At 41.3% G+C, this 18,039-nt stretch carries 16 protein-coding genes; 9 read left to right on the forward strand and 7 right to left on the reverse strand.

The window, feature by feature from the left end; all coding sequences use genetic code 11:
- Positions 1 to 332: 332 nt before the first annotated feature.
- Complete coding sequence (gene guaD, locus ACF8CV_RS12020) at positions 333 to 1,703, reverse strand: guanine deaminase (protein ID WP_182021230.1); 1,371 nt, start codon at positions 1,701 to 1,703, stop codon at positions 333 to 335.
- A 524-nt stretch (positions 1,704 to 2,227) separates the two neighbouring features.
- Here guaD and ACF8CV_RS12025 point away from each other — a divergent pair.
- Both ACF8CV_RS12025 and ACF8CV_RS12030 read left to right on the forward strand, forming a co-directional pair.
- On the forward strand, positions 2,228 to 2,428 hold the full coding sequence (locus tag ACF8CV_RS12025; protein ID WP_309251005.1) for a prolyl oligopeptidase family serine peptidase: 201 nt from the start codon (positions 2,228 to 2,230) through the stop codon (positions 2,426 to 2,428).
- A 297-nt stretch (positions 2,429 to 2,725) separates the two neighbouring features.
- Positions 2,726 to 4,099 carry a carbohydrate porin gene (locus ACF8CV_RS12030; protein ID WP_112404796.1) on the forward strand — a complete coding sequence of 458 codons (1,374 nt, stop codon included), beginning with the start codon at positions 2,726 to 2,728 and terminating at the stop codon, positions 4,097 to 4,099.
- A 135-nt stretch (positions 4,100 to 4,234) separates the two neighbouring features.
- On the opposite strand, the gene ACF8CV_RS12035 is transcribed toward ACF8CV_RS12030, so the two are convergent.
- Positions 4,235 to 5,221 (reverse strand): LacI family DNA-binding transcriptional regulator, encoded by a 987-nt coding sequence (locus tag ACF8CV_RS12035; RefSeq protein ID WP_112404795.1) that lies wholly within the window; start codon positions 5,219 to 5,221, stop codon positions 4,235 to 4,237.
- A 234-nt stretch (positions 5,222 to 5,455) separates the two neighbouring features.
- Between ACF8CV_RS12035 and ACF8CV_RS12040 the strand changes: the two genes are divergently transcribed.
- The 3 genes from ACF8CV_RS12040 (at position 5,456) to ACF8CV_RS12050 (ending at position 9,466) form a co-directional block, all read left to right on the forward strand.
- Entirely contained in the window at positions 5,456 to 6,895 is a 1,440-nt protein-coding gene (locus ACF8CV_RS12040) for a sucrose-specific PTS transporter subunit IIBC (RefSeq protein ID WP_112404794.1), read from the forward strand.
- A 163-nt stretch (positions 6,896 to 7,058) separates the two neighbouring features.
- On the forward strand, positions 7,059 to 8,018 hold the full coding sequence (locus tag ACF8CV_RS12045; protein ID WP_112404793.1) for an aminoimidazole riboside kinase: 960 nt from the start codon (positions 7,059 to 7,061) through the stop codon (positions 8,016 to 8,018).
- Positions 8,015 to 9,466, forward strand: coding sequence for a sucrose-6-phosphate hydrolase (locus ACF8CV_RS12050; RefSeq protein ID WP_169601567.1), 1,452 nt, complete (start codon positions 8,015 to 8,017; stop codon positions 9,464 to 9,466). Before ACF8CV_RS12045 ends, ACF8CV_RS12050 begins: the two co-directional genes overlap by 4 nt.
- A 213-nt stretch (positions 9,467 to 9,679) precedes the next feature.
- Here the strand turns inward: ACF8CV_RS12050 and ACF8CV_RS12055 are convergent, their stop codons facing one another.
- Positions 9,680 to 10,936 carry a Y-family DNA polymerase gene (locus ACF8CV_RS12055; protein WP_276453893.1) on the reverse strand — a complete coding sequence of 419 codons (1,257 nt, stop codon included), beginning with the start codon at positions 10,934 to 10,936 and terminating at the stop codon, positions 9,680 to 9,682.
- The gene (locus ACF8CV_RS12060) at positions 10,936 to 11,349 is read right to left on the reverse strand and encodes a LexA family transcriptional regulator (protein ID WP_011078484.1); all 414 of its coding nucleotides are present in this window, start codon (positions 11,347 to 11,349) and stop codon (positions 10,936 to 10,938) included. The genes ACF8CV_RS12055 and ACF8CV_RS12060 overlap by 1 nt, the downstream gene beginning before the upstream one ends.
- Positions 11,350 to 11,743: 394 nt before the next feature.
- Here ACF8CV_RS12060 and ACF8CV_RS12065 point away from each other — a divergent pair, with 394 nt between their 5' ends.
- On the forward strand, positions 11,744 to 11,959 hold the full coding sequence (locus ACF8CV_RS12065; protein WP_267412455.1) for a hypothetical protein: 216 nt from the start codon (positions 11,744 to 11,746) through the stop codon (positions 11,957 to 11,959).
- Between the two features lie 392 nt (positions 11,960 to 12,351).
- Here the strand turns inward: ACF8CV_RS12065 and ACF8CV_RS12070 are convergent, their stop codons facing one another.
- Positions 12,352 to 12,756 (reverse strand): hypothetical protein, encoded by a 405-nt coding sequence (locus tag ACF8CV_RS12070; RefSeq protein WP_025612919.1) that lies wholly within the window; start codon positions 12,754 to 12,756, stop codon positions 12,352 to 12,354.
- A 33-nt stretch (positions 12,757 to 12,789) separates the two neighbouring features.
- The gene (locus ACF8CV_RS12075) at positions 12,790 to 13,158 is read right to left on the reverse strand and encodes a hypothetical protein (protein ID WP_025612918.1); all 369 of its coding nucleotides are present in this window, start codon (positions 13,156 to 13,158) and stop codon (positions 12,790 to 12,792) included.
- Positions 13,159 to 13,557: 399 nt separating this feature from the next.
- Between ACF8CV_RS12075 and ACF8CV_RS12080 the strand changes: the two genes are divergently transcribed.
- Positions 13,558 to 14,337, forward strand: a complete 780-nt coding sequence (locus ACF8CV_RS12080) for a phage BR0599 family protein (protein ID WP_139048159.1) — start codon at positions 13,558 to 13,560, stop codon at positions 14,335 to 14,337.
- A 212-nt stretch (positions 14,338 to 14,549) separates the two neighbouring features.
- Positions 14,550 to 16,670, forward strand: coding sequence for a phage tail protein (locus ACF8CV_RS12085; RefSeq protein WP_267412454.1), 2,121 nt, complete (start codon positions 14,550 to 14,552; stop codon positions 16,668 to 16,670).
- A gap of 364 nt (positions 16,671 to 17,034) precedes the next feature.
- Here the strand turns inward: ACF8CV_RS12085 and ACF8CV_RS12090 are convergent, their stop codons facing one another.
- Entirely contained in the window at positions 17,035 to 17,310 is a 276-nt protein-coding gene (locus ACF8CV_RS12090; RefSeq protein WP_276453891.1) for a hypothetical protein, read from the reverse strand.
- A 117-nt stretch (positions 17,311 to 17,427) separates the two neighbouring features.
- Between ACF8CV_RS12090 and ACF8CV_RS12095 the strand changes: the two genes are divergently transcribed.
- On the forward strand, positions 17,428 to 18,036 hold the full coding sequence (locus tag ACF8CV_RS12095; RefSeq protein WP_276432443.1) for a restriction endonuclease subunit S: 609 nt from the start codon (positions 17,428 to 17,430) through the stop codon (positions 18,034 to 18,036).
- The last annotated feature ends 3 nt before the right edge of the window (positions 18,037 to 18,039 follow it).

The following is an 18,039-nucleotide window of genomic DNA, read 5'->3' on the forward strand; positions in this document are numbered from 1 at the left end:
TAGGATAAGAGGCTCAACACTGGCCTTTTGCCCTACCTGATTTTATCCGAACGTCCGAAACTCACTAGGACGTCGCAACTCACAATTGCCCCATAGTTCCTTAGTGCCTTAGTGCCTTAGTGTGCACCCACTCAGCAACGGATAACACTGCTGAACATAATGAATTAGTTTTATGCGTATTGAAGGGCTAAAAGGTTCTCGTTAGTGGAAAAGGTTGTTTATCCAACCAACAAGAACCAATCATTACGCACTAATAGACTGTTAACTCAGAGATGTACTACTTTCATGGTTAGCTGTCTATTAAATATGAATAGAACAATTAGCTGATTAGACTACAGCTCATCATTCGATGCGTATGCAAGCTTTCCTGCAACATAGGTTGAATCGATATTTCTGTCATCGCCTAACATCATGAGCGCAAACAATCGATCTTCTAGACCGGTAGAGTGCTGAAAGCGTAGTTTCTGAAGATCCGTCGCAGCCCATTTTAACACAACAAAATCGGCTTCCTTACCTTGCGTAAAATTCCCAACTTTATCATCAATGCTTAAGGCTTTTGCACCGCCTAGCGTTGCTAAATAAAGACCTTTAAAGGCTGAAAGTTTCTTGCCCTGTAACTGCATGACTTTGTAGGCTTCATTCAGTGTCTCTAGTTGTGAAAAACTGGTGCCAGCTCCAACATCCGTGCCTAAACCAACACGTATATCGTTTTGCTCAGCTTTCTCCAAGTTGAAAAGTCCACTACCTAGAAACAAGTTAGAAGTCGGACAAAAAGCAATAACAGAATTTGTGTGTTTGAAAGTATTCCATTCTTGATCTGTCAAATGAATTGAATGAGCAAAAATGGATTTATTACCTGTCAAACCATAATGATCATAAACATCAAGATAACCTTCACGCTCTGGGTAGAGAGATTTTACCCATTCAATTTCATTTTTATTTTCTGATAAGTGGGTATGTACATATACATCAGGGAACTCTGACTTTAGTTTACCAGCCATTTCTAACTGTTCTTCTGTTGAAGTAGGAGCGAACCGGGGAGTAACCGCGTACAGTAAGCGACCATGATGGTGCCACTTTTCAATTAATGCTTTTGTATCTCTATAACTTGATTCTGCTGTATCAAGAAGATAGTCTGGGGCATTTCGATCCATCATGACCTTTCCTGCGATAAGTCGCATGTTTTTGTCATATGCTTCTTCAAATAAGGCATCAACCGATTCGGGATGAACAGTGCCAAAAACTAAAGCACTAGTCGTCCCATTTTTTAATAGTTCATTTATAAAAAACTTAGAAATTGTCTTGGCGCGATCTTTGTCCTGAAACTGTTTCTCCGTAGGAAATGTATATGTGTTAAGCCATTCTAGTAGCTGCTCTCCATATGCAGCGATCATTTGTGTTTGTGGATAATGAATATGAGTATCAATGAAACCAGGAACAATTAGTTCCCCTCGTTTATCTTTGATCTCATGATATTTACTAATGTCTGAATCGCTATAAGCTTTGAGGGTTTTGATATGACCGTCTTCAATAACCAATAATCCATCATCAACATACTCATATGAATTTTCAACATTCTCCGATTTAGTTGGATCGTTAAGAAAATGAAGAAAACTTGAGCGGATAACTGTTGTTTCTGCGGATACATGAGAAGAGAAAAGCGCGGTACAAAGCAAAACACTTGCTAAGGATTTTTTAAACATAAGTTGCTCCATTGAATATAAAAATAAACAATGGTTTTTGACTTGGAGGGCAAGTCCTTGTTAGGTGAATTTTGAATAACAACCGAAAACCATAAAAAGCATCGACGCTTTAAGCTATAATCATGCCAAAACCTATCCCTTTGTTATTTAAGGATAATTAAATCCATGTAAATTCATTATCCTTAAACGCTTGCCTCATAATTGTGCAATGCATTCAAAATAGGGCAAGTAAAAGTTACATCAATAATGCTTTCTTTATACACCTGCTCCACGATAAACTAGTTATTACGGCTAGCTCAGTTCTGCCCCAAAGACATTCAGAGTAAATACTCATTTATACCTTGTTAATATGAACTTGCCCGACTAAAAGTTATCCGAATTCCCCCTTGAAATAACGCACTTATAGAGGCTGCGTCATGCTAGGGTAAAACCGGCTGTTGGACGTCTAATTAGTGCTATACAAATGCAGCAAGCAAATGTAGCTTAAGAGTTTAGTCTGTTCGCGAACTTGAAGCCTATATTACATCACTGAAAATTCGCTACCGTTTATCATGCTTCATGGCGATTTAGATAAACCAGTACCACTAGAGCAAAGTGAGTTACTCAAGCAATTATTAGACAAGTACGGTGTAGAGAATCAACTTTTTGTTGAACAAGGTGTTGGTCACAGTGCTCCGGTCTTTGATACTGAAAAGTGTGTGTCAGAAGTTGTTTATTTTGTCTGAGCGCACCTCCCTCCTCAAACCTTCGAAAAGCCTTCAATGTGCACGATATATTATTTTTCGCCCATTAATCACTTTCACGCGTGACGAAGTTATCATAATAACGCATTTTTGGTAACGATCCCGAAAATATCAAGCTATCATCCACCCAGATACAAAAGTGAAGTAATCAACACGACTGATTTCTATTTCTTCTTCGATATAGAGCTTGTACATCAAAAGTATAAGCCGAAATGCGCTTACGAATTATTTTGGGAACGTTTGCAAATAATCCAAAACAATTAACGTGAGAACATAAGAATGAAACTACACACTTTAGCGGTTGCTGTAACAATGGGGCTAATGACTACATCGGTATTAGCAAGTGAAGACGTTGCAGCATTAGAACAACGTATTAATGAATTAGAACAAAGAGTTGCACAAACGGAGCAGGTTTCTACCGAAGTCAATGAAAAGGCTTCTTCGTTTGAGTTTCACGGCTATGCACGCTCTGGGTTATTGATCAACGACGACCTAAACGGCGCGACAGGTACTGGTCCTTACATGACAGCGGCGGGTGCGATTGGTGCGCCTATTGGACGACTTGGTGTGGAAGATGATCATTACGTTGAAGCGAACTTGATTCATAAGCGTTTTGCGGATGATGGTTCTAGTGCCTTGTTTCGTATCATGTTAGCCGACAGTACTGAAACAAATAATGAATGGACAGCCAGTGAAAGCCAGTTGAATGTACGACAAGTGTATTCAGAACTGAACCGTCTGAGCATGTTCTCTGAATCCGAAGCGTTTTCTGAAGCTACGTTTTGGGCGGGTAAACGATTCGATCGCGACAACTTTGATATTCACTTTTTCGATTCGGATATTGTCTTTTTATCAGGTACTGGTGCGGGCGTTTACGATGTTCAGATGAGCGACAACTGGAAAGCGAATTTTTCTATTTATGGCCGAGATTTTGGTGAGATTGATAGCTCATCAACAGATGTAGAAAACTACATTGCAACCATGAATAACCGTATTGGCCAATGGCAAGTGATGTTGAGTGGCATGACCTCAGCAGACAACGATAGCCGTTTCAATGGCGCAGCTGAAAGCGGTGTACACGCAATGTTTGCGTACCATGGAGACAACTTCTTTGGTCTGAGCGAAGGCTTCTCTAAAACGGGTGTGTTAGCGGGTAGCGGCCTAGGTGCTGAGCTAAAAGGCATCGGTTCAAATGGTGATCTACTAGATGACGCAAAAGCCGTTCGCCTGTTTAGCTATGGTGTTACTCGCATTGGCGACAACTGGCGCTTAGCACCTGCATTAATGGCAGAGCATAGCCAAGATCGTTTGAAGAAGAATGACGAGTTCACATGGGCTTCTTTAAACGTTCGATTAGCTCAAGAGTTCACAGAGAACTTTGAGATGGTTTACGAAGGTTCATTGCAATACATGGATTTAGACAACTCGACCGAGCAAGCGAGCGGCGGTTTCTACAAAGCGACAGTTGCACCAACACTGAAGCTTTCAACTAGCACTGGTTTCTTTGACCGACCAGAACTGCGTTTCGCTGTAAGCTATGTAGATTGGAGTGAAGATCTGAATGGTTACTCGATCAGTACTGAGGCAGATGCAGCAACGATGGGAGAGGGCGGTGAGGTTCTGTTTGCACTGCAGATGGAAACTTGGTTCTAATTGCTTGATATATCGTTTAGATAAAGAGTGTTAATCATGATGTGATAGTCGCATCATCAAATGCCAACCTTATCGTTTCAACTCGAAGGTTGGCATTTTTTCATCTTGGGATAACTTGATCTCTGAAATAAATCGCTAGCAAGATTCTCGGTCGATGGTGGTGAAGGTCAGCACCATTTTACTCATTTCAAAGCCTTTTTTCTCAATACGGTCGAGCAACAGTTTGGCTCCATTTTCTCCTGCTTTATCAAACGCATAGTTAAACGTAGAAAGCGTTGGTGTACATACTGAAGCGAGTTCATCGTCACCCACACCGAGCACCAAGACATCTTTCCCTGGAACGAGCCCTGCTTCCTGAACCGCTCTGATCGCACCGATTGCGATACGGTCAGTGGCACAGAACAGGCCGTCGAGCTTCTTGTGTTCTTTGAGAGACTGCTTAGCCAGCTGGTAACCTGACTCTATGGTGAAGTCGCCTCGCGCGTGAAATTGCAGTGTGAGGTCGTTAAATTGAAGCGATTGAGCGAAGCCTTCCGATCTCATCTTATCAACCGCAATATCATCGCCTTGCACGCCGATGAATCCCATATGCTTACAACCTTTCGCTATGAGGCGATTACCCGCTTCAAACCCTACGCGAGTGTCGTCGTGCACAATGCTTGGGATGTTAAACATTGACCCGTCTTGACCAACCAATATTACCGGCACTGCAGAGCTTTGAATCGCTTTGACTAGTTTGTTGTCGAGGTGGGTCGCGTACAGGATGATACCTTCAACGCGTTTTTGGTTAAATATCTGAATATATTCAAGTTCTTTATGGTGTGTTTGATGTGTGCTCGCTAATAAAACATGCTTGCCCGCTTGCTCTAAGACGGCGGTTAAACCATCGACACCTTGAGAGGTGGCATGGGAAGAAACCCTAGGAACAATCACGCCAACCAGGTTGGTTTTTTGAGACTTTAAGTCTTTAGCGACTTGGTTTGGGAGATAGCCACACTCTTCAACCGCTTTACGCACCTTCACCTTGGTCGCGTCTTTTACGCCATACTCATCGTTGATTACTCTTGAGACCGTCGACTTGGAAACTCCAGCGAGACGAGCGACATCATGAAGACTAGCCATTATTCATTATCCATTTGTATTTTTAGTTTTGGGATTGTTTGCAAACAGAGCATCAAATTTACCTGTTATTAGGAGATTTTAACCCTGTCTTCTTATCCTAGGGAGATAATTTGAAGATCATTCTCACAGTATTGAGCAGTTATCTTTGATCATTTGTTATTTCTAGGCAAAAATTTGTTTTGCAAACGTTCCCGAAAATTCAAAGGCTCAAATGATAATCCAATGGGGTATGTAATGAATTATCCAAAAATAGCAAAAGAGCTGCTTTCTCTACTCGGTGGTAAAAGTAATATCACCGCACTTGCACACTGTGCGACTCGTCTGCGTCTTGCAGTCGCAGACCAAGATAAAATTGATGAACAGGCGATTGATAACCTAGAAGGGGTTAAGGGCCAGTTTAAAGTAGCAGGTCAATATCAGATCATCTTTGGCTCAGGTATCGTAAACCAAGTTTATGCTGAGTTGGCTAAGCTGACTGAAATGACGGAAATGTCGACCAACGATGTGGCGTCTGCAGGTGCTGATAACCAAAATATCCTGCAACGTGCGGTGAAAGGTCTGTCTGATATCTTTGTACCGATCATTCCGGCGATTGTTGCTGGTGGTCTTTTGATGGGTATCTACAACCTATTGACGGCTCAAGGCTTGTTCATTGATGGCAAATCTTTAATCGACGCTAATCCGGGTTTGACCGACTTAGCAAACATGATCAATACATTTGCTAATGCTCCTTTTGTGTATTTACCTATTTTATTAGCATTTTCAGCGAGTAATAAGTTTGGTGGTAACCCATACCTTGGCGCGGCTTTAGGTATGTTGATGGTTCACCCAGACTTGCTTAACGGCTGGGGCTTCGGTGGCGCATCGGTTTCGGGCAGCATTCCAGTTTGGAACATTTTAGGTTTCGAAATCGAGAAAGTGGGCTATCAAGGTTCAGTACTGCCCGTTCTTGTTTCTGCGTTTATTCTAGCGAAAGTGGAACTTGGCCTACGTAAAGTTATTCCTTCGGTTCTGGATAACTTGCTAACGCCGCTACTGGCTATTTTCGTGACTGGCTTACTGACATTCACGGTTGTGGGTCCATTTACACGTGATATCGGTTTCCTACTGGGTGACGGTCTTAACTGGCTATACAACAGCGCTGGCTTCATTGGCGGTGCGGTGTTTGGTTTGATTTATGCGCCGTTCGTTATTACTGGTATGCACCATAGCTTTATTGCTATTGAAACTCAGCTGCTTGCGGATATCGCAACGACTGGTGGTACGTTCATCTTCCCTATCGCGGCAATGTCTAACGTGTCTCAAGGTGCAGCGGCACTGGCTGTTGGTTTCATGAGTAAAGATAAGAAAATGAAAGGTATCGCGATTCCTTCTGGTGTGACCGGTTTGCTTGGTATTACTGAGCCTGCAATGTTCGGTGTGAACTTGAAGCTTCGCTACCCGTTCATTGCTGCGGTTTGTGCAGCTGCGGTTTCAAGCGCGTTTATCACTATGTTCAATGTGAAAGCACAGGCACTGGGTGCGGCGGGTATTCCTGGCATCATCTCAATATCACCAGAAAAAATTGGCTACTACGTGGTGGGTATGATTATCGCGTTCGTGACTGCCTTTGCACTGACCGTTGTTTTGGGTTTGCGTGAGCGCAGCAAGCAAAACATTAAAGCAATAGCTTAACGTTTCTCCCTAGAAGTGAAGCCCCCCTTTTCACTTCATTTCCTAAGCTTTGGGGTGCTAGCTAGGTGATTTGGCTTAGCTAGCCTTTTTAAATTTTTACATGACAGCGTGAAGTGTCACCTTGCTTTTGGTTGTCATGATTTTCAGTTTTAAGGTAAGAAAGATGAATCAAGTTTGGGTAACTGGAGACGCCGTCGTCGACCTCATTCCGGAGACTGACGCGACATTATTGAAATGTCCGGGTGGTGCTCCTGCCAATGTCGCGGTAGCGATTTCTCGCCTTATGGGCAAAAGCGCATTTTTCGGCCGAGTGGGTAACGATCCTTTTGGCACTTTTATGGAAGTGACTCTGCAAAAGGAAGGTGTGAATACCGAGCGTTTGGTGAAGGACCCTGAACAACGCACATCAACCGTGGTGGTTGATCTTGATGACCAAGGCGAGCGCAGTTTTACGTTTATGGTTAAGCCAAGTGCCGACCAGTTTATGTCTGTTGAAGACATTCCCGAATTTAAGAAAAACGAGTGGCTACACGTCTGCTCAATCTCTTTGGCTAATGAACCAAGCCGAAGCAGTACCTTTGAAGCCATCCGACGCATGAAAGCCGCGGGCGGTTACATCAGCTTCGATCCAAACCTTCGTGATGAAGTGTGGCAAAACCCATCTGAAATTAAGTCTGTGGTGATGCAAGCTGTTGAATTGGCTGATGTGGTTAAATTCTCAGAAGAAGAGCTGGATTTCTTAACCGATTCAACTTTGATGGAACAAGGTTTGGCTCATATTGCTGATCTTAACAACACGCTTGTTCTGGTTACGCAGGGTGCGAAAGGCGTTTGGCGAGTATTTGAAAACCAAGGTGTGTTGATTTCAGGTCGCTCAGTGACGCCAGTGGATACCACGGGTGCAGGCGATGCTTTTGTTGGCGGTTTGCTTGCAAAGCTTTCTCAACATGAAGAGTGGAATAATCAACAAGTCGTTGATTCTGCAATCCTGTGGGCGAATGGTTGCGGTGCACTGGCAACCACGCAAAAAGGTGCGATGACGGCACTTCCAACGCAAGAGGCGCTCACTCAGTTTATTCAAAAAGACTCTTCAAATACGAATGTCGTCGAGGAGAGTGTATGAGTTTGAACTCGAACTGGACGGTAGAGCAAAGATATCGTCGTATAGAAGAGATTTCCCAAGACAGCATTGATGCGATGATAAAGCTTCGTAAACAAGACGCTGGCTATCCGAGCTACCATATTGCGCCTAAATTTGGTCTGCTCAATGATCCGAATGGCCTGTGTTTCTTTAATGGTGAGCACCATCTATTTTACCAATGGACGCCAGTTGGCCCAGTCCATGGTATGAAGTACTGGTACCACCTTTCTACCAAAGACTTCGTTCATTTCGAAGACCACGGCATTGGCCTGCACCCAGACCAAGATTACGATTCTCACGGTGTTTACTCTGGTGGAGCATTGGTTGAAAACGACAATGCATTGTTATTCTTTACGGGTAACAAGCGCGATGAAAATTGGGAACGAGTCCCAACTCAGTGTTTTGCTAAGATGTTTGCTGACGGCAAAATAGAGAAGCACGGCGTGGTTGTCGAAAACGATCACTACACCGAACATTTCCGCGACCCAAAAGTGTGGAAACAAGGCGACGATTATCTGATGGTTGTGGGTGCTCAAACGCCTCAAGAGACTGGAGCAATGGCGCTATATTGCAGCCGAGACCTGATGGATTGGCAGCATAAAGGTCCAATTCAAACTCGTTATAACGACCTTGGCTATATGTGGGAATGCCCAGATTTCTTTGAAATAGACAATCAGTCTGTGATGTTGTTTTCTCCACAAGGTGTGTCTAGCGAAAACCCATACGATTTCAAAAACATCTACTCGGTGGCTTATATTGTCGGTGACCGCCTGAATCTCGATTCGGTAGAACTGGAAAACCACCAAAAGATCGCACAGCCAGATTATGGCTTCGATTTCTATGCACCACAGACTTACTTAGATGATAAAGGTCGCCGCATTCTGATTGCTTGGATTGGTCTACCTGAGATTGATTCACCATCTAATGAGCATCAGTGGGCGGGCATGTTGTCGTTACCACGCGAGCTTCACATCCAAGATGGCTATCTGGTGCAGTCGGCTTTACCTGAATTGAAAGCGTTGCAAGGCGACGCGGTTGCGGTTGAGGGCGTTCTTGAGTTGGATACAACCAGCTTCATGGTTCAACTTGAAACGGAAACGGAAACGGACGAGTTTGAGTTAACGCTTGCTAACGCTGCGGGTGAGAATATCGTGTTCAGTGCTACAAGTTCTGAGTTCATGCTTGATCGCAGTAAGATGTCTCAACTTTACGCGGAAGAGTTTGGCTCTGTGAGAAAAGCACCGAGGTTGAGCATCAAGCAAACCATCGAGCTTTATGTCGATAAGTCGGTGGTCGAAATCTTCATAAATGGCGGTAAACATACAATGACCAGTCGCTTCTTCATTGATGACTTGAACGCGCTGTCCATTACTGATGGTGTGAAAACTGTTTATCACGCAATGAGCCCAGTAAAAGGACTAGATGACTAAGTTGTTACAATTATACAAACCACTTTACTCGTGGTTTGTATTGTCTTGAAGCATTTCTGTAGTGGCCTAGTGAATTGGGCCACTACATTAGAGGCTTTGCTATACTTCAAGTTATCCGCTAAATGCTAATTTAGCATTTCATATAGCACAAAATTGTCCAAAGGTGTACTAACGCAGCTCACAGAAAATGCACCTTTGTTGAGAATTGAACTGTTAACACCTTACTTTAGGTATATCTAGCCAGTTGGTTGTATATTGCGGAGTAAGCATTTCTCTCCGCATGCTCCATTTCTGCTCTATGCCTTGGGAACCAACAAAAAGCGTATCAGTGCCATACCGATTATTAAGACTATCAAACACTTTCATTAACTTATCATTACTCGGAGTTTGATTTAACAGATCTAATTGTTCGTGCTGCCCATTAACTAGATCGATCAAGCCGATGCCAATTTTGTAATAACGTACACCAGGTTTGAACAATAGTGTTGCTGCCTGTGTAGCAATTTTGACCAACTGCATTGAGTCAGCAGTTGGATAAGCAAAATGATGAACTATACGAAAGCTCTGCGGTTTATCATCAAATGGGGAATTGGAAGCAAAACAGAGCATAGCTTTACACAGCGACTTTTGATTTCGTGCTTTATGTGCTGCTATAGCGGCGTGTTTACTTAGTGCTTGCTTCAGTAGTTCAAGGTCGGTGATTCTTGTTCCAACACTACGAGTTGAGTAAATCTGCTTTTTATCAGCTCTAGCTGTGTCCCAGCCCTTGCAAGCGACACCATTTAATTCACGAACGGTTCTTTCAATTTCGACCGAAAATTCTCGACGTGCTTGTTCTGGGGCATACTGAGACAAATCATAAGCCGAGTTAATCCCCATATGTTTTAATCGTGTTGATATTTTTTTGCCCACTCCCCACACATCACCAACTTCTAGCAGCTTTAATATAGAGGTACGCTGATGTTCATTGTCGATAACGCAAACGCCCTTATAGCCTTGAATTTTTTTAGCTGCATGATTGGCAATTTTGGCGAGGGTTAGCGTTGATCCCATACCTATACATACTGGTAATCGACACTCTTTCCAAACTGTTCGTCGGATTAAAGAGCCATGTTCTCGTAAGTCTTTAATTGCAGGAAAGCAGCGATGAAAGGAAAGAAATGATTCATCAATGGAGTATACATATTGCTCAGGCGCAAACCGCCCGATGACATCCATCATTTTGGACGACAAATCTGCGTAAAGTTCATAATTAGATGATAGAGCAATTACACCTTTCAACTCACACAACGCTTTGACTTCAAAGTAAGGTTTAAACTTTGCTATACCTGCTTCTTTAGCTTGACGATTAGCTGCAACAACACAGCCATCATTATTCGACAGAACGACTACGGGCTTACCTCTCCACTCGGGTCTAAAAATTTGCTCAGCACTACAATAAAAGGAATTAGCATCAACTAGGGCAAACATTATTTTCTACGAGATGAGAGTAAATAGCTTGGGCGGTGACAACGGATAGATCGAATCACTACACCTTCAATCGAAAATGTATCTTGAGCATGAATACAAATAGGCATCATTGTTTCATTTGCAGATAAGAGTGATCGACGTGTCATATCTAGCATTTTACAAACGAACTCACCATTATAATTGGCCACGATTACATCAAGGTTTTGGACGGCAACGTGACGATCTACAATCAACAAGTCACCATCAAAAATGCCAATTTCTTGCATAGATTCCCCCATTGCTTGTCCGATGAATGTAGCACTTGGATGCTCAACTAGCAGTTCATCAAGGCTCATTCCTAGTTGTCTGTATTCAGCAGCAGGGCTTTCAAAGCCTGTAATACCAGCGCTTGCTAAGATAGGGATAACTTTCATAATAAAAATAACTGTACACATATACAGTTATTTTGGAACTAAACGGTTTGATCGTCAAGGACATTAGAAAGAAAATACCGCACTTATCCTACTAAGTGTTTTAGGATGTGTCGGGTCGGCAGTAGGGCTACCTATCGTGCATAATTCCCCAATTTCATATACATACACCGATAAAAATGCATGAAAAGAGGGTTTAGCTGTTTCAGCAAAGAAGAAACCCAGCATTTCTTAGATTTCTCATGCACATAAGGGACGTTAAGAAGCATTTTGGTATCCAACGCTTAGACACGATTTAAACGTACTTGATAGCAACCCAGCTTCGAAAACAATTGCTGTCGAGAACTGTTACTACAGCAGCTATACGCATGCTAATTATAAGCATCTTTATTTTTTGATGATCGATGGTTCTATTGAATTAAGAGAAGCAGTAAAAGCAACAGCGAGAGGTAACACAGAGCTTTTAGAGCTTGATTCAGCTTTATCTGAGATAGCTGTGGAACAGTGTTCTTTGCTGCATAAATGTAGGTTCGTAAGTGATGAGAATCGTTTTTATCATAAGACTGATGAAGTAGCTGAAATTACTAAAATCTTGAAAATTTTAAATGGATAACTGGATTTTAAAATCTGCGGTAGTTTTGCTTTTTACGTCTGTTAGATTTTAAAATAAAGGGGCTGTTTTTGTTGTAATGTAATTACATAAAAAGTTATCATTATAAGGCTTTGGGGTTGGTATTGCATTGAAATTTTTATAATTGCATGTAAACCACACCTAAAGCCATTGAATGCATAAGTAATTATATCTGTCAATAAAATTGCAATATTTCTTCTCTGTAATTTAATTACACAATTTGTTGCTTTTATATTTTTGTTCGTGCCGAGGTTGAAAAGTAACACGCTTAAAACGACAAGTCTCTTACTTTTTAAAATTGAAAAAAGAAAAGTAAAAAAGTTAGAAATACCCAAAAGTAAAAACCACCGCATCGGTGCGGTGGTTTTACTTTGTTATCTAAAAGAGAATACTGTCTCTGATTCAATAACTTCATTATCTTCTATTCTTACTTTATTTATTTCAAACTCCAGCTCGAATAGATTTTTTCTGTAGTTGATATATTTCAAAAGCGTAGAAAGATTGTTTTTGTAGTGTGTGCTGCCACCTTCGCTGTAGACAACCAGCTCGTGCGTGTCGGTCGGTTCTACCTTGCTTGCAACTTCATCATAAATCAACATATTAAATGCTTGTATAACTTTATCGATATTGTTTCTTATCGTAGCCTGCTTGTTGATGTTGCCTAGATCCTGGGCAGCTTCGTATGCGGTTTTATTGTTTTTGATAACTTCGATAACACTCTCTCTAAGCTCGTCTTTCACTGCTCCGAAAATGATGCTTTTAATTATTAACTCTTTCATATTCTTAATACCTTTTTATTCTAGTTTTTCTTATTATGCCCAGCTCGCTAAGTCAAACTCATGATAGACTTTTGACTTGCCGTTTTTAGATATTTTTCTGTAAATTCTATTATCATCTAAGTCAGCGTAGAACTTGTTTCTATACTCATTCAAGTTATAGCCGAGGTTTGTGATTTCGTTGAATTGATCTAGTGTTAAGTAAACTCTGTTGCAGTTGTTAGCTGTGTATTCTTTACCGCCAAGTTCTACTAGTCTTTCTTTTATTGTTTTAACTTCTTGTTTAGTCATTGCCCACGCCATCTTTAGTGATTCTGAAAAAAATTCTTTTGCTTTGTAGCCAGTTCTTGCCGCTGCTTCTTTTGCGATATTCCAAGCCGTTTTCATTATTTCTGATTTAGTCATTTTATTGCTCTCTTTGTTTTTATTATTATTTAGCTTATATTTTTATAATAATGCAATGATTATATTATTGCAATAGTTTTTTCACTGTATTTGTTGTTTTTTTTATGTTTTATTTTAATGCGATAAAAAACCACCCGCTGGGTGGTTTTAATCTGTTCAGTTAAATGTCTTCGTGATAACAACCGCACTCTTCGCATGTCCGTCCGTAAATCACATCTTCATCGATATGATTAGTTATACCTACCCTTTCTTCTTCGTGAACTGTTTCTTTACCGCAGTCTTGACAATAATCTTTTACTCTACGCATATTAATAATCTCTTTATTATTTGTTTGTGTTCTAATTATAACATTGTTTGAGTTAAAATTATTTAAATTATGAAAATAAAAAATGTGGAAGTTTGTCTTTTAAAATAGAGCTATTTTCTTTTAAAACAAGAAGCGGAAATAAAATTTGGAATTTAACGTCAGCAGATAGTGAATACCTCGCAAGTGATGGAGTTGTTTACACTCCTGCGGTGATCGGATGTCCTGCTTTTAAAACAATGACAAGTGAAGTCGAGTCTTTCGATCTAGAAGTCTCACCGAGCTTTCCGATTCTTAAAGAGTTCTCAAACGGTGTGCCAGCCGAGCCGATCTTAATCACCATCATGCGTGAAGACCGCATTACTAAAAATCGTAAAATCTACTACAAAGGCGAGGTTGTTTGTAATGACTTAGCTGCGATGAAATCGAGCATGTCGAACATTATGCAAAGACTCTCAACGAACTGCATGAGAATGACTTATCGAGGGATGTGCAATCACGTTTTGTACACAAGGTATTGTGTTTTAGCTAAAGCAGACTGGCAAGATATAGTGGTTGTTAATGAAATCAAAAATTCAGGAACAACGTTAGTTTGTGATCTTCTAGATAAAGAAGATAACTACTACGCAAACGGTATTATCTCGTTCGGAATGCATCAAGTGATGGTTACTGCATCAAACCAACAAAATAGTGAATTGACCTTGCTGACACCTATTGATGGACTTTCGGTAGGCGATGAAGTGTTCGTAGCTAAGGGCTGTAACAAGAGCTACGAAAGCTGTAAATCTTTTAATAATGTCGAGAACTTTTTCGGCTTCCCGCACGTAGCGTTCGTCAACCTTTTCATTAATGGTTTTAAACCAGAAAAGATTTAATAAATAAAAAACAAAATTAAAACTACACAATAAGAAGAATAATAAAAATGTGGTAAGCAATATATTTAATTGTATCTCTAGCGATACAAATTTTACTCACACCCAAACCCTCTTTTACTAACGCAGAAGCTGCGACACTGGACGAATGGGACTTTCCTTCCACTGCTGACAAACCTATTCCAGTCTTTTGGGGGCGTGTAAAGCACAGCTCAATGAATGATGTTTGGCACGGTGATTACGAAGCAAGACCGATCACTGAAAAAATGGACACTGGGCTTTTTTCAAGCAAGAGAGTCACGACAGGTCATGAGTATTTGCTTGGAATGCAAGCAGGCTTGTGCTTCGGTGATGAGACGTTAAAGCTTCATAAAATCACTGCGAATGACCGCGACGTATGGATAGCACCAGAGGGCTTTATTCGTGATGGTTACATTGATTACGAAGATGAAGACATTAGAGGTAACTTCCGCTTTTACAGCGGCTTCAATAACATTTCCGATCCATATCTTGGTCAGTTTAATGAGATAAACCCGCCCTACAAGGGCTTGAGCTATATAGTCTTTGAAAAGCTCAAGTGGGGTGAGTCACCATCGCTACCCGCTTTCGCTTTTGAGATGTCTAGATACGCCAAAAACACATCAGGCGTGTTTACCGAAGAGTGCGTGATAGGCATTGATGCTAATCCAGCTTTCATGATTTACGAAACCTTAATTAATGACCAATGGGGCATGGGTGCTAACCCATTGGACATCAATAAAGAGTCTTTTGAAACAGCAGCAAGAACACTGTTCCTTGAGGGTTTGGGGATGAGCTTAATGGTTGATTCAGTCAGTTCAGCGCAGGACATAATCACAGAAATAGAAAAGACCATCGATGGCGTTTTTAGGCTTAACACAGAAACTGGACTGTTAGAACTTAAGCTTTGTCGTGCTGACTATGTAGTTGATGATCTACTTGTGATAGATGAGTCGATAATCACTGACGTGTCACGCTATGAGAGGGCTGGTATCTCAAATGGTGTTAATGTTGTTCGTGTTACGTATACATCAGCAGATGATAACTTTGAGTCAAAGTCAGTTGCAGCAGAGAATGTCGGTAGTTGTCATGCTACCCAAAATACCGAATTCGCAAATATCGCATACAAAGGCATTACTAACGCTGACAACGCGAACAAGCTTTCTATGCGCTACTTGATAGCAAACAGTGCTGACATGACATCGCTTGAGATCACTTGTAATGAAAAAGCGGCAGGACTGAACAAGGGCGATGTTTTTGTGTTTAAGTTCGCCTCTTTTAATGTATCTCGTCAGATTTTCAGAATTACATCTATCGAATTTGGCACCTTAAAAAATCCCGCTGTGAAGATAACCGCAAGAGCTGATGTTTTTGGTATTGCATATAGTAACTACTCAACCATCAATGAGAGTGAATTAGAAGATTTAGTGCGTCCGCCGATTGATGCGGTTAACTTGTTGTATCTTGAAGCGCCGTATCTTTATGGCGACAAAGCAATGCTCTTTGGCTGTGTAGAAAAAGTGGGTGGTGCGGAATCTTCGGTTTGGTTTGATGTTCAAGAAAGCACTGAAAGCGAGTATACAGAGATAGAAAAAGCTCACAGCTTTACCAAACGCTATAAAGTTGATTATTTAAATCCTGGTGCGACAGTCTTTTATCTTGAAGGCGATGCGACACCTTACATTCCGTCCGCAAGTGATAGTGAATTAAGAGAAGGTAAGAACTTGTCAATTATCGTGAGCGATAACGGACAAGAATGGATTGCTATCAAATCAGCTAGCTATAACGTGAGTGAGAATAGAACAGAAATATCAGTGTGGCGCGGTTGTATTGATACACCTGTTCTTGATCATGCTTCCGATTCCCATGTGTGGTTAATAGAAAACACGGCTCCGCTGCTTGACTATGTCTTCAATGATGATGCAGAGCTGACAGCTCGAAACAGGACATCTCATAGCAAGCAAACTCACGATAATGGTGTTAAGCGTAATGTTGCTATTACTAATCGTGCGAGTAAGCCGCTTTGTGTTTCAAATATAGATGTCGCGACAGGCTTGGATGCATTTGAAGCACATACAACAACAGTTAGCTTTGTACGAAGAGCTAAAGAGAGCTTTGTCACTGCCGCGCATAACAGTAAAGATAGTGATACTGGACATGACTACATTGTTAGTCTGTATAGTGATGATGTACTTTTAAATCAAGTAGTAACGAAAGAGAGCAGTGTTGCGTTTGATCTAGAGTTTACAAGCAGCATGCGAGCTGAAGTGACAGCAAGAGACGGTGACTTATACAGTGAAATAGCAGTGTATGAATAACCTAGAATTTCATTCCCACGCGTGGGAATGAGATATTTGCCAAGTTCAAGTGCCATTCCCATGCGTGGGAATGTTTTGGAACAATAAAGTTTGTACACTAGGCTATAATATACTGTATCGAATTGGATTGAGTATATGTTGTGGCTGGACTAAGAAAACTTGAGAAGCTCGCTGACTTCAAGCGAGCTTTGAAACAGAATTATGGTTTAGGTGAGGGAGCCAGTTATACACCTCGGATAAGAGTTCAAGATGTTAAATCTCATGGTCATAGCGGTAAGATTGAAGGAATAAAATCAGGTCGAATACCATACCCTATCGGAACAAGAGTCGTGTTTTTTCTACTTGGCTGAGTTTTCTGATTCAGTTATAGATATTCGGGAGCAGTTTCCTCCCATGTACAGTCATTTGCCGACAGTGTGAAAATCATATCTATGTCATCCAAGGGGCGAATTTTCGTTCGTCTCGCAAAAGAACCAAAATTGATATCCTTATCGCTGTAAAGCGGAAAGAAATCAGTTAGCCCTTTTACTTGCCCTTTCAAATAATCTCGGCTGGAACGCGCTGTGGTTGTTTTCTTACTATCAATATTGACTTTGTCAGCCATAAATTGATTAAACGCAGAATTTACAGTTGTCGGCATATACCCTCCATGTTTTTATGCATCACTATAGATGATGCTCTTTTTTTTGGATTACGTTGACATTTCGTTCATCGTCAAGCATTATTTTTGCATCACATGAAATGATGCAGGTGGCTTTTGCTTGTAACACTAAAAGAAATCGCGGTAATTCGGTCAGGTCACCCTTTTCGAGGTTCGATAGAAGAGGCTTTAGAGGGGAACGGTTATGTCATTCAAACTCGAGATCAAAGCGCAGATGGGAAAATAAGTTGGTCGAAGCTTGTTCGTGCCGATATTGCTGGGCGAAAAGAGCCTGAATGGCTTCAAGCGGGCGACGTAATATTTGCGGCGCGTGGAATAAGAAACCTTGCATCTTGGGTATCAGAAGGCGATTTGAGCGTGCTAGAGCTACCAGTGATCTGCTCGCCGCACTATTTTCAGATTCGCTTGAACTCCACAATAACGCTATTGCCAGAGTTTCTTGCATGGCAACTCAATCAATCGGTCGCACAACGTCATTTTCAGCAATCTGCCGAGGGTACAATGCAAGTGAGTATTCGACGTTCGGTACTAGAGGAAACGCCAATCACAATTCCGCCATTAGAAACGCAGCGAAAAGTGGTGTCGTTAAGCCAGCGAGCACATCGAGAAGAGCAAATATACCAAGAGTTAATCCAGTTACGACGGATGGAGATGCAAGCCATCGCCAATCAAGTTTTAAACGAACAATCAAAAAATAAGAGATAGAAA

It is taken from the genome of Vibrio sp. zbq_1 (assembly GCF_043102935.1).
GTDB classification, from domain to species: domain Bacteria; phylum Pseudomonadota; class Gammaproteobacteria; order Enterobacterales; family Vibrionaceae; genus Vibrio; species Vibrio parahaemolyticus.